9 protein-coding genes are annotated in these 12,514 nt (G+C 70.0%); 6 read left to right on the top strand and 3 right to left on the bottom strand.

What is annotated here, in order from left to right; genetic code table 11:
- Positions 1–247 precede the first annotated feature (247 nt).
- From KV203_RS11790 to KV203_RS11775, 4 genes are read left to right on the top strand one after another with little or no spacing between them, the layout of a single operon-like run.
- Positions 248–1,198 carry a metallophosphoesterase family protein gene (locus tag KV203_RS11790; RefSeq protein WP_174522057.1) on the top strand — a complete coding sequence of 317 codons (951 nt, stop codon included), beginning with the start codon at positions 248–250 and terminating at the stop codon, positions 1,196–1,198.
- Complete coding sequence (locus tag KV203_RS11785; RefSeq protein WP_066470854.1) at positions 1,195–1,845, top strand: 4'-phosphopantetheinyl transferase family protein; 651 nt, start codon at positions 1,195–1,197, stop codon at positions 1,843–1,845. The genes KV203_RS11790 and KV203_RS11785 overlap by 4 nt, the downstream gene beginning before the upstream one ends.
- A complete protein-coding gene (gene truB, locus KV203_RS11780; protein WP_066470851.1) occupies positions 1,842–2,732 on the top strand; it encodes a tRNA pseudouridine(55) synthase TruB in 891 nt (296 codons plus the stop codon). The genes KV203_RS11785 and truB overlap by 4 nt, the downstream gene beginning before the upstream one ends.
- Before the next feature lie 50 nt (positions 2,733–2,782).
- On the top strand, positions 2,783–3,676 hold the full coding sequence (locus tag KV203_RS11775) for an alpha/beta hydrolase (protein WP_066470848.1): 894 nt from the start codon (positions 2,783–2,785) through the stop codon (positions 3,674–3,676).
- A 1-nt stretch (position 3,677) separates the two neighbouring features.
- On the opposite strand, the gene KV203_RS11770 is transcribed toward KV203_RS11775, so the two are convergent.
- From KV203_RS11770 to gad, 3 genes are all read right to left on the bottom strand, one after another.
- Positions 3,678–8,498: an AAA family ATPase gene (locus KV203_RS11770; RefSeq protein WP_157079815.1), complete on the bottom strand. Its 4,821-nt coding sequence runs from the start codon at positions 8,496–8,498 to the stop codon at positions 3,678–3,680.
- 124 nt (positions 8,499–8,622) lie between these two features.
- On the bottom strand, positions 8,623–9,087 hold the full coding sequence (locus KV203_RS11765) for a limonene-1,2-epoxide hydrolase family protein (protein WP_066470844.1): 465 nt from the start codon (positions 9,085–9,087) through the stop codon (positions 8,623–8,625).
- Positions 9,088–9,102: 15 nt separating this feature from the next.
- Positions 9,103–10,509, bottom strand: a complete 1,407-nt coding sequence (gad, locus tag KV203_RS11760; protein WP_066470843.1) for a glutamate decarboxylase — start codon at positions 10,507–10,509, stop codon at positions 9,103–9,105.
- A gap of 137 nt (positions 10,510–10,646) precedes the next feature.
- Between gad and KV203_RS11755 the strand changes: the two genes are divergently transcribed.
- Both KV203_RS11755 and KV203_RS11750 read left to right on the top strand, forming a co-directional pair.
- Positions 10,647–10,784 carry a hypothetical protein gene (locus KV203_RS11755; protein ID WP_157079814.1) on the top strand — a complete coding sequence of 46 codons (138 nt, stop codon included), beginning with the start codon at positions 10,647–10,649 and terminating at the stop codon, positions 10,782–10,784.
- 8 nt (positions 10,785–10,792) lie between these two features.
- Complete coding sequence (locus KV203_RS11750) at positions 10,793–12,502, top strand: hypothetical protein (RefSeq protein ID WP_066470983.1); 1,710 nt, start codon at positions 10,793–10,795, stop codon at positions 12,500–12,502.
- The last annotated feature ends 12 nt before the right edge of the window (positions 12,503–12,514 follow it).

Raw genomic sequence — 12,514 nt, 5'->3', positions numbered from 1 at the left:
TCGACGTTTCCTGGCTCTACCGACTTGGCCGGGGCCATCGACCTCCACGGCGCCACCAACATCGCCGAAGCCGGGACTGCCGCACCACCGCGTTCGACCCAGCCCGCGGCACCCACCTCCTCAACCCACAAAACCACAGGTCACAAGCCGCATAGTGAGAACGCCGCAGCCCGTACGGCGACGCTACCCCCCGGTACTCGGACTCGGCCGTCGTTGTGCGAGAGTCGCAGGCGTGAGTCCGAAGGTCATGGCGATCAGCGACATCCACGTCGGGCACAAGGGCAACCGTCCGGTGGTGGAGCAGATCGAGGCCGATTCACCGGCGGACTGGCTGATCGTCGCCGGTGACGTCGCCGAGCGCACCGACGACGTGCGCTGGGCGTTGGCGGAGTTACGCAGCCGGTTCGCCAAGGTGATCTGGGTGCCGGGCAACCATGAGTTGTGGACTTCGGCGAAGGATCCGATTCAGCTGCGCGGATCGGCTCGATACGACTACCTGGTGCAGCTCTGCCGGGAGATCGACGTGGTCACCCCCGAGGACGAGTACCCGGTCTGGACCGGCGAACTGCCCAACGGTACGACCGGCGCGGTGGTGCTGGTGCCGATGTTTCTGCTCTACGACTACTCGTATCTGCCGGCCGGCACCACGACGAAAGCCGAAGGCCTGGCCGTTGCGCGGGAAAACAATGTGGTGGCCACCGACGAGTTTCTGCTCGCACCGGAGCCGTACGCGACCCGGGACGCATGGTGCCACGCTCGGGTACGGACGACGCGGGAGCGGCTGGACGCGCTGGGTCCGGACATTCCGCTGGTGTTGATCAACCACTTTCCGCTGGTTCGCCAGCCGACCGAGATGCTGTTCTACCCGGAATTCGCGCTCTGGTGCGGTACCGAGCTGACCGCTGACTGGCACACCGACTACTCGGTGGTGTGTTCGGTGTACGGGCATCTGCACATCCCGCGAACGACCTATTACGACGGGGTCCGGTTCGAGGAGGTGTCGCTGGGCTACCCGCGGGAATGGGAGCGGCGGGGTCTGCCCGACCCGCTGTTGCGGCAGATCCTGCCGCAACCGGCATATCCACCGGGCTCGTTGAACCGGTTCGGTGGGCATTTCGCGTTGACCCCGCAGCTGGAGGCGATGGCCGCGCAGCTGCATGCCGAGGCGCAGTCGATGCGCGGGCGGGGGCGGCGGTGATCGAGACGATCCTGCCGGCCGGGGTGGCCGGTGCCGAGCTGTTCACCGACCCGCCGGAGCTGAAGCCCTATCCCGGCGAGGAGGGGTTGCTCAGCGCGGGCGCGGTGGACAAGCGACGACGTGAGTTCGTCGGCGCCCGGCATTGCGCCCGGCAGGCGTTGGCCGAGCTGGGCGAGCCGCCCGCGGCGATCCTGCGCGGTGAGCGGGGCATGCCGGTGTTCCCGAAGGGCGTGGTCGGCAGCCTGACCCACTGCGACGGTTACCGCGCCGCCGCGCTCGGGCACACGTTGGCGGTGCGTTCGGTCGGGATCGACGCCGAGCCGCACGGCCCGCTGCCCGACGGCGTGCTGGGCGAGGTGAGCCTGCGTGCGGAGCGGGAGGAGCTGGCCGACAACTCGGGCGAGTGGCATCTCGATCGGTTGCTGTTCTGTGCCAAGGAGGCCACCTACAAGGCGTGGTTTCCGCTCACGCGGCGGTGGCTCGGCTTCGAGGACGCGCTGATCACGTTCGATCTCACCGCGCACACTTTTCACAGCGAGCTGTTGGTTCCCGGTGGGGTGCTCGACGGCGGGCCGCCGCTGCGCGAATTCCACGGTCGTTGGACGATCCGGGACGGGCTGATCCTGACCGCGATCGTGGTTACATGAGTAGTTCGACGCCGCCCGGCCTGCTGATCGTGGACAAACCGAGTGGGATGACCAGCCACGACGTCGTATCGCGGTGCCGCCGGTTGCTGGGCACGCGCAAGATCGGGCATGCCGGCACGCTGGACCCGATGGCGACCGGGGTGCTGGTGCTCGGTGTCGAGCGAGCCACCAAACTGCTCGGTCTGCTGGCGTTGACCACCAAGGCATACACCGCGACCATCCGGCTCGGCCAGGCCACGAGTACCGACGATGCCGACGGGGAGCTGCTGGCGACCACGCCCGCATCGGGGGTCGACGAGGCAGCGATCACGGCCGCGGTCGCCGCGTTGACCGGGGCGATCGAACAGGTTCCGGCGCGGGTGAGCGCGATCAAGGTGGACGGCAGGCGGGCGCACGCCCGAGCGCGAGCGGGGGAGGAGTTCGTCCTGGCGGCGCGCCCGGTGACGGTGTCTCGATTCGACGTGCTCACCCGACGCGATGTCGGTGCGTCGATCGATCTGGACGTCGTGGTGGAGTGCTCGTCCGGTACCTACGTCCGGGCGCTCGCCCGGGACCTCGGCGCAGCGCTCGGCGTCGGTGGGCACCTGACCGCGTTGCGTCGCACCCGAGTCGGTCCGTTCACCATCGATCAGGCCGCCACCCTCGACCGGGTGGCCGACGAGCCGGGGGTCAGCCTGGATATCGACACGGCGATCCGAGCCGCGTTTCCGGTACGCACCGTCGACGAGGCGGAGACCGCTGCCTTGCAGCACGGCCGGTGGCTGGATTCGATCGGCATCGTCGGGGTGTATGCGGCGGTGGACGCCGCCGGCCGAGCTCAAGCATTGGTGGAAGAGCGGGGTCGGCGCGCGGCGCCGATGTTCGTGGTCCGGCCGCACGGGTTGTAGCGCGATCCGGTCGTCTAACGCTCGAGCGTCGCGAATGCGAAAATGGGGCGATGGTGGAGCCGTCTTTTCGCGCAGAGTTCGAGCGCACCGCCCGGCTGCTGCCGCGTCGGGTCGTCCGAAACCGCACGCTTCCCGTGCTGCGGATGCTCGGCACGCTGCTCCGGCTCCGCCCGGCCGGTGACGCAGAGATCCGTCGGCTGCCCTCCGGCGCGACCGTGCGAATCTTCCGGCCCGCGCGCACGTCGGGTCCGGCGCCCGGGCTGCTCTGGATGCACGGCGGCGGATATCTCTTCGGGACGGCCGCGCAGGACGACACCGCGTGCCGGAGGTTTCGGGATCAGCTCGGCGCGACGGTGCTCTCGGTCGACTATCAGCTCGCGCCCGAGCACCCGTATCCGGCCGCGCTCGACGACTGTCACGCCGCGCTGGACCTGTTGCGGAGCCTGCCGGGGGTGGATCCGGGACGGGTGGCGATCGGCGGGGCGTCGGCCGGCGGCGGTCTGGCCGCGCAGCTGGCCTTACGGGTTCGCGATCGTGGCGAGCCGCGGCCGGTGTTGCAACTGCTGGTCTACCCGATGCTGGACGACCGCAGTCCGGCAGCGTCGGTCGACGAGCGTCGATTCCGGCTGTGGGACGGTGCGTCGAACCGGCTGGGCTGGGCGTCCTACCTCGGCACTGCGGACCCGCTCGAAGCGGTACCGGCCCGGCGTGCCGACCTCGGCGGCGTGGCCGACGCGTGGATCGGCGTCGGCACCGACGACTTGTTTCATCCGGAGAACGTCGCCTACGCGGATCGGTTGCGAGCGGCCGGCGTGGCATGCGATCTGTTGGCGGTGCCCGCCGGGTATCACGGCTTCAGCCTGGTGTTCCCGCGGCTCGGGGTTTCGCGATGGTTCGTCGGGCGACAGGTAGCCGCGCTCGGCGCTGCCTTCGCGCCTCGGTAGCTCAGCGCACATCGATCGCCACCACACCGTCTTCGGTGGCAACCACCACCAGATCCGAATCGTCCGGACTGGCAGCCAGATCGACGATTGCCGCGCCCAACCGGATCGATCGCGGGGCGGCCGCGAACGGCTGCAGCACCAGGGCGTCGCCTCGACCGACGACCAACTCGCCGTTCGGTCGGACCAGCAGCGTGGTGGCCCCGGGGGCGCCCGCAGCCGTCCGAATCCGCTTCGGTCGCCCGGGCCGGATCCGCAGTCGGCGTGGCGGATCGGGACCGGGCATCTCCCACTCCTCGATCGTGCCGTCGTACCGGCCGAGGAACAGTCGTGGCCGGTCCGGGCGGTCGTCGAGCGCCAGTACCGACACGCCACCGGGAGCGGGAATCCCGGGGAGTTCCCGGCCGATGCGCAGATCCCACACCCGGAGGGTCTCGTCGAACCGGTCTTTCCACATCATGCCGATGACCGCGATCGGATGGCCGCGCACCACGGCGCCGGCGGATACGTTGATGGACCCAGGTGGCAGGGTGATCGGCGTTCCGATCCGGTTCGCGGTGGCCACGTCGTAGATCTCGACAGTTGTCGGTGACCCATGCCCGGCCGATCTGGTCGTCACCAGCAGGGTGTGTCCGTCCAGCACCAGGGCGGTCAGCGGTCGCGGGCCGGTACCTACCTCGCGCCACCGGGGCAGTGGCTGCCAGGACCGGACATCCCAGACCCGTGTGCCGAGGTAGCTACGCCCGTAGACGATCGGTGCACCCGACAGGTGCGCGGAGCCGAGCGTGATGACGGGGTTGTCGGCGATCAGCGCCGTGGTCGATCGTCCGGCGTCGAGCTCGCGAAGCTGGACCGAACCGGAGTCACGTACGGCGACGGCGACCGCCGGGCGGTCTCGACAGGTGGTGGCCGCGAGCGCGACCGGCGCGGCGCCGCCGGCCGAGACCCGCGGTTGTCCGGTGGTCAGGTCGATGGTCCGTACCTCGGTTCGATCCCCGACGATCAGGAGCGGACCGGTATCGGTAGTCGTGATCGCGGCGGCCACGGTGGCGTCGCCGATCTCGGCGCCGCCGACGATCCCGATCGGTGCTTCCTCCGGCCGGTCGGTGGCGTCCAGGTTCCGAACCCAGAGTTCGTCGCCCCCGCCGACCACCAGGAGGTAGCGCGTCGCGCCGGATTCGGCGAACTCGACCCGACGAATCAGGCTGGTGGGGAAGGTCCAGTTCGGCCCCGCCGCGTGTCCGGTCCGACGGTCGCCGATACGCACCACCCGGGTCCCGTCCGGACCGGCGGTCGCGACCGCCACCCGGTCGCTTCCAGTGGTGCGATCGAGACCGACGATTCGGCCGGGTAGGACGGACTCCGGCTGCCGCCGATCGATCGTTCCGGTGGTCAGGTCGACGATGACGCATCGCGACGCCGGATCGCCCGCCGGCTCGAGCTGGGGCAGCACCACCAGTACGCGAGTCGCGTCGAGCAGTCGCAGGTGGGTGATCCGGTCGTCGAGTTCGGCTGCGGGGCCTACCGGGTCGAACGAGTCGAGATACCACGCCCGAACGCTGCCGCTATTGTCGGCGGCCGCCACCATCGGCTCCGGTCCGGATACGACGGCGAGTGCGGTGATCTGGTGGCCGAGCCACAGCCGGTCGCTGAGCCGACCGGTGACGACGTCGAGGACGCGCACCATCCCGTTGACGTTTCCGACCGCCACGTATCCGCCGGCGGAGTGGTCGCTTGCCGCGAATGCGGTGGGCTTGTCGCTACCTGGGCTGAAGCCGACCGGTTCCCGACTCGGCAGCCCGGTCTCCAGGTCCCAGGTGCGGATCGTCCGGTCATCGGACAGGGTGACCAGGGTCCGACGGGCGCCGATCGCGAACGCGCCGACGCCGATCACCGTGTCGGTGTGCCCGACGAACGGGTCCTCCGGATATCGACTGGCGGCCACATTCCATACCCGGATCGCATCGTCGCGGGCGGCGGTGACCGCGACCAACCGGCCGTCGAGGCGGACCAGCTCGGCGGTGGTGATCGCGGTTCGGTGTCCGACGTACGGCTCGCCCAGCCGGCTGCCGTCGATCAGATCCCAGAAGATCACGGTGCGGTCGTCCCCGGCGGTGCAGGCGATCGGCCGGCCCTGGAACTCGGCGACGCTGACCGTCCGGACCGTCTGGCTGTGGCCGAGCAGTTGCCAGCGTTGTCGTCCATCGAGCAGATCGAAAACCCGCACCGGGCCGTCCGTGCAACCGGCGACCACTGCCGGGCCGGTAGGCAATTCCACCAGGGCGATCGCCTCCGCCGTGTTCCAGCGCAGGTCGATCGACGATGCGAGCGGTTGCAGGGTCACCGCGGACACCACCTCGATGGCTTCCCCCGCCGTGACGTACACCGGCTCGCCGGCCAACTGTCCGACCGCGACGGCGTAGCTCAACGGCCCCTCGGCGATGGTGCCGATCTGTTGGCCCCGGACCAGGTCCCAGACCTGCACGCGCCGACCGCGGGCGGCAGTGAGCAGCACCAGTGTGCCCGCTGCGGGTCCCACGGCCATGTGGAACCCGAAGTGGGGCTGACGAAAAACCGCGTCGATCGCCGGCCCGAGCGGATCGCCGTCGCTCATGTCGTAAGCGACGATCGTCCGCTCCGTCGGATGAGCATGGAAGGCGAAGACCGCGTACGTGCGCCCGGCGACCACACAATGCGCCGAAGCGCCGATCTCCGGTCGGTCGACGACGTGCGGCTCGACGGTGACGTCGCCGACGCTCGGATGAGCGAGCGGCAGCAGCTCGGCGAAGTACTGCCCCACCGCCAGCAGGTCGCCGTCCAGCGGCACGAGCCCCCGGCTACCGTCACCGGGAATCGTCCGGGACGGACGGCGGGTGCTCCACCAGGCCCAACGGGCGTGCCACGGTGCGGCGCCGGCCGCGGTCAGCCGGTGTGCGAGGAGGTCCGAGCCGGCCCGCAGCGCGGCGAGCCGCAGGTACTCGCGCCGTTCGTCGCGGGCCGCGTGGATCAGGTCCGGTCGGGCACTGTCGGCTGCACGGACGGCGCGGCGGATCGCGTCGATCCGTTGTCGGGCCGGCTCGTCCGGTCGCGACGTCGAGGCGCGGGCCAGTACCACCAGCATCTGATGTAGCTGGTGCTCGTCGATCCTCGGTCCGGGGTCGCCGATCAGGCTGGGTAGTGCCAGGTCGACGAGGGTGTCCCGGCCGGCGTCGGCGGCGGCCCAGACCTGCGCGACCAGATGCTCGCCGAGCCGGTCTGGTTCCAGCGGCGCCCACGGGCGGCGGGGGTCGGGGTAGAGGGTGCGCAACCAGGCGACGGCCCGGCGCTTCACATCCTCGGTTTGATCCGCGAGACCCGGCAGCAGATCGACCGTCGCGCGGGCCTGTCGGTCGTCGGCGGCGCCGAACAGGGTGATCCCCGCGACCGCTTCGGTCAGCGTCGGCCGGGACAGCTGCAGCCCGGCGGCGCGCGCGGACCGCCGCCAGTAACGTCGTTCGTGGTCGAGCAGGGCGTCCTGGACGCCTGCGGCGTCCACCGGGTCCGGACCGGCTTGCAGCAGGTCCACCAACGCCCGTTCGTACAGGGTCAACAGATGGTCGAAGCGGGTGTCCGCCAGCGCAGTCGGAGCATCGACCGAGGTGGCCAGAGTGGCCCAGTCGGTGCCGCGATACCCGTCGATGTTCGGCAGCTGTTCGGCGAACGCGTGCACCGCTCCGGTGTAGCGAACCGCCCGCGCCTTCGGTGGCTCGGGCAACGGCAGGAGCGGCAGCAGTCGGCGGGGGTAGCCGACCTGATCGGTCAACTCCTCGAACCAGAGACCGGCGGAGCGGGCGATGAGGAGGAATCGGGCGGTTCGGGGGGCCCGCTCGATCAGCCGGACCAGCGGATCGTCGGCGTCCGCGATGCCGGGGCGTTGCGCCTCGGCGTAGTCGACCATGATCAGGGTGGGCGTGGTCGTCTCGGTCAGGCCCATCGTGATGTCGATCCGGTCGAGCAGCCGAGCGAGCCCGCCGGGGTCGGCTGGGGTGAGGCCGCACCGCCAGCCGCGTCGGCGCAACTGATCGGCGAACGCTCGGGCCAGCCGGGTCTTGCCCTGGCCGCCCTGACCGTGTAACAGCAGGACGCTCGGCTCGGAGTCCGCGCACCAGGTCTCGAGGGTGTCCAGTTCGCTTTCGCGGCCGGCGAACTCGAGCACCTCGGCGTCGGCCCGAAGCAGGCCCGCCGGCGAGACGATCGCCCGGGTCCGTCCGTTGTCGAGCAGCTCGAACGGGTTCGGCACCAGCGGGAGATCGTGGGCGCCGGTGAGGCCCAACGCTGCCCACAGTGCCGCGGACCGGTCGGCCGGGAGCAGATCGATCATGGTGAGCGGGGTGAGGGTCAGCGCCCGGGTTCCCTCGCTCGGGTAACCGCTGTCCATCACCCCGATCAGATAGCCGTCGAACAGCACGGCTGCGCCGGAGATCCCGGACCACGGGTTGGTGGGTGGCTCCGATCGGAGTCGCGGCTGTTGTGGCGGTAGCGTCGGCGGCGCCGCGTCGACCCAGACGGTCAGCTTGTGCGGCTGCTCGGCGGGGGCTCGTGGATCACGTCCCTCGGCGAGCGGCATTCGGCCCGTGACATGGACCGATCGCAGGTGGGGCTTGAACGTCGGAAAGCCGTGCGCCGAGACCGGCAGGGCGGCGTCGCTGCGCGGATCCACTCGCGCGTACCGGGCGCGGGTGTCGAGCGGCGGCAGATCCGGGGCGTCGAGTACGGCGATGTCGACATCGATCGTTCCGCTTCGGGCAACGACCCTGGCCGGCCGCTCCACGCCGTCGACGATCACCCGGTGATCGGTACCGAGGGCGCAATGGTCGGCGGTGAGAACGGTGCCGCCGCCGACCCGCCAGCCCGATCCTCGATAGCACCTCTCGCCGACGGAGTATCGGAGTAGTACCGCCCGACCTGGCTCAGCGGCCAGGATCATCGGACGGCTGGGGCAGTCGTGGTGCCCAGCGCGGGAAGAAGCGGCCGGCCACTCCGCGCGCGGTGGCCTTGGCCATGTCCAGATAGTCGTAGGAGTCGCGCCAGACGGTGATCTTGCCGCCGTGCACCTCGAACCGGCCCCAAACCCACAACTGCAGGCGAACGCCGCGGGCGACGATCACGTCGGTGCGTTCGGTGACGACCACCGGGCCGTCCGCCAGCACGTGATGGTTGACCACCTCGAACCCGTAGCCGGGCCGGCCCAGCTTGGCCAGAAAGCGTCGCGTGGCGGCGGCGCCGTGTAACGGGCGCAGGCCGACGTTGGTGTAGACGACGTCGTCGTCGACCAGGGCCATCGCCGCGTCGACGTCGTGATCGGCCAGGGCGGCCAGGAAACTGGTCACCACCTCGGTCGGAGTAAGGGTGGAAACGGAGTCGGACTCGCTCATCGGTCCATCGTTGCATTAGTGGTGGTACGAGTGTGCTCGGTGTGCCGGGGGCATCGGCGCCGTCAGCTTTTCCAGGTATGTCACCTCGGTCTGGATGTCGCGCAGCAGGGCGTCGGCCAGTTCGCGGCTGAATCCGTTGCGCACCACCACCCGCTGCACCGTGACGTCGGTGAGGTTGTCCGGCATCGGATATGCCGGCACCTGCCAACCGTGGATCCGCAGCCGTTCGGACAGATGGTGCAGATTCCACCGGTCGGTGTATCCCGGGGCGAGTTGCCAGGCGAACGCGGGGATGTCCATTCGATCGCTCCACAACTCGAAGCAATCCAGGGCGCCGATGCCGTCGGCAAGGTGCTGCGCGACGTCCAGGCAGGACTGCTGGACTCGGGTGTACCCGCTGTGTCCCAACCGCAGGAACAGGTAGTACTGCAACAGCACCTGCGCGCCGGGGCGAGAGAAGTTCAAGGTCATCGTCGGCATGTCGCCGCCCAGGTAGCTGACCGAGAAGATCAGCTCCTCGGGCACGGCCGAGCGATCTCGCCACACCACCCAACCCAACCCCGGATAGACCAGGCCGTACTTGTGGCCGGAGGTGTTGATCGAGGCAACCCGTTCGATCCGGAAGTCCCAGGCCAGATCCGGTCGGGTGAACGGAGCCACCATGCCGCCCGATGCAGCGTCGACATGAATCGGAACGTCCACGCCGGTCGCCGCCGCGATCCGGTCGAGCGCGGCCGCGATCTCGCCGACCGGCTCGTAGGCGCCGGTGTAGGTGACGCCCATGATCGCGACCACGCCGATCGTGTTCTCGTCGACGTACCGGTCGAGATCGTGCCCGTCGAGTTCCCGATGCTCGTCGCTGATCGGCACGTATCGCGGCTCGACCTCGAAGTAGTTGCAGAACTTCTCCCAGCAGACCTGTACCGCGCTCGACATCACCAGATTCGGTGCCGCGGTCGACTTTCCCGCCGCCCGGCGGCGCAGCTGCCAGCGTCGCTTGAACGCCAACCCGGCCAGCATCGCCGCTTCGGAAGACCCGACGGTCGAGGTGCCCAGCGCCGACTCGGGCTCCGGAGCGTGCCACAGGTCGGCGAGCATCATCCAGCACCGAGTCTCGATCGCTGCCGTATGCGGGTACTCGTCCTTGTCGATCATGTTCTTGTCGAACGACTCCCGATAGAGCCGATCCGCTTGATCGTCCATCCAGGTACCGACGAAGGTGGCCAGGTTCAGCCGCGCGTTTCCGTCCAGCATCGCCGCGTCGTGCACGATCTGGTAGGCGGTGCCGGGCAGCATCTCGTCGGTCGGCAGCTGGAACTGGGGGAGCGCGGTTTGCTCGTTCGATCGAGCGAACAGTGGATTGAGGCTCAGGTCCTCGTCGAAGGACACGCCGCGGCCGGTGAAGGAGAACGGGGAACTCATGCTCCCATCTTGGCGTGCCGCGCCGACCGTCGGCGGGCCGACCTGGAATGACCGTCGGCGGGCCGACCTAAAGTCGAGCCGGGACGCCCGGCGCTTCGGTTGCGTCACCGTGGTCGGCTGCACCGGGAGGAGATGGCATGCGCGTCTTCGTCCTCGTCACCGGCGCGACCGGCTCGATCGGTTCCGCGGTCGTTCCCGACCTCGTCGCAGGTGGTCCCGAGATGCTCGCGGCGGCCGGCTTGCGTTCGGGTGTCGCCGAGACCGTGCCGGACTGACCGTGCGGATGCATCGGATCGCGCTGGCGCTGGTGGCGGCGCAACTGGTGGTGCGGGGTCTGGTGCTCGCTCAGGGCGGGTTCTACTGGGACGATCTGATTTTGGTCGGCCGGGCCGGGCAGTATCCGCTGTGGTCGGCTTCGTTCCTGCTCTACGACCACGACGGGCACTTCATGCCCGGCGCGTTCCTGATCGCGGGCGTAGTGACGAAGCTGTTCGGTGCCTACGTGTGGTGGCCGGCGGCCGCGTCGTTGCTGCTGCTGCAGGCAGTGGCGTCGTTGGCGGTGTGGCGGCTGCTGCGAATCCTGCTCGGCGACCGGCCGATCGTGCCGGTGGTGCTGTCCGGGTACCTGTTCGGTGCGTTGACCTTGCCGTCCTTCGCTTGGTGGGCCGCCGGGCTGAACGCGCTGCCGCTCCAGGCAGCGCTGGCGTGGGTGGCCGGTGACGCGGTGCGGCTCGCCGAGACCGGTCGCGCCAGGCACGCGGTCACCGGTGTGGCGGTGTTTGCGGCGGGTCTGGCGTGCTTCGAGAAGTCGCTGCTGGTGCCGTTCGTCGCGGCAGCGGTCGTGGCGTTGGGTTATCGGGGATGCGTTCGCGCGGCGTTGTGGCGGTGCCGCCGGCTGTGGCTCGGTTCGGTCGTCGTGATCGCGGTGTGGGCGGTCGGCTACTTCACCGTGGTCCGGCTGCCGACCGGGCAGGCTGCTGCCGACCAGGCCGGCGGTCTCGTCAGCCACGGACTGTCGCGCGGGTTGGTGCCGGCATTGCTGGGTGGACCCGTGCGGTGGGAGCGGTGGTTGCCGGGTCCGCCGTGGGCGGACCCGCCGGGCGTGATGGTCGTCGCCGGTTGGTCGGCGTTGGCCGCAGTCGTGGTCGCCACGCTGTACGCGCGGCGTGGTGCGGCGGCGATCTGGATCGCCGCCGGCGGCTACGTCGCCGTGTCCCAAGTGGCGATGGTGCTCGGCCGGTCCGGGCCCGGCACGACGTTCGAGCTATCGCAGACCCTGCGGTACCTCGCGGACAGCTCGGTGGTGCTCGTCGTGGCCGCAGCGTTGCTGATCCGCACATCCGCGCGGCGCCCGGTTCGGCTGCCCGGGTGGGCGGTCGCACCGGCGATTGCCTGTTTCGTTGCAGTCGGCCTGATCTCCACGGTCACTTTCGCCCGGTCCTGGCACACCGACCGCACCCCCGACTACCTGACCACGGTGCGGGCGACGCTCGCGGCCCGGAGCACCCCGCTGCTGGACCAGCCGGTGCCACCGCGCGTCTTGCTGCCGATCGGCTACCCGAACAATCTGATGAGCCACGTCTTCGCCGCGGTCCGGCCGCGCCCGGCGTTCGGCACCTCGACCCCCGACCTGCAGATGTTCGACGACACCGGCCGGCTGATTCCGGCCGGGATCGCACCGGTGCGGGCCGTGGTGGCCGGGCCGGAGCCACGCTGCGGGCACCGCGTCGACGTCCTCGCGACGCTCCCGTTGACCGGCCCACTCGCCGACTGGGAATGGACGGTCGAGCTGAACTATCTGGCCGCCCGGGACGGCTCGGTGTCGGTGTCGTTGACCGACGGGCCGACGGTGCGGGTGCCGGTGGTCGCCGGATTGCACCAGGTCTACGTTCGATTGACCGGATCCGGTGACGGATTGCGGGTGCGACCCGTCACCGCGGGTCTCGACCTGTGTATCGCGCCGGGACCGGTCGGTGGGGTACTGCCGCGATAGTGCGGTCGGCCG

The organism is Skermania piniformis (genome assembly GCF_019285775.1).
Lineage (GTDB): Bacteria > Actinomycetota > Actinomycetes > Mycobacteriales > Mycobacteriaceae > Skermania > Skermania pinensis.
The sequence above is the reverse complement of the archived record's forward strand: the minus strand, read 5'-3'. Positions and strand labels throughout refer to the sequence as shown.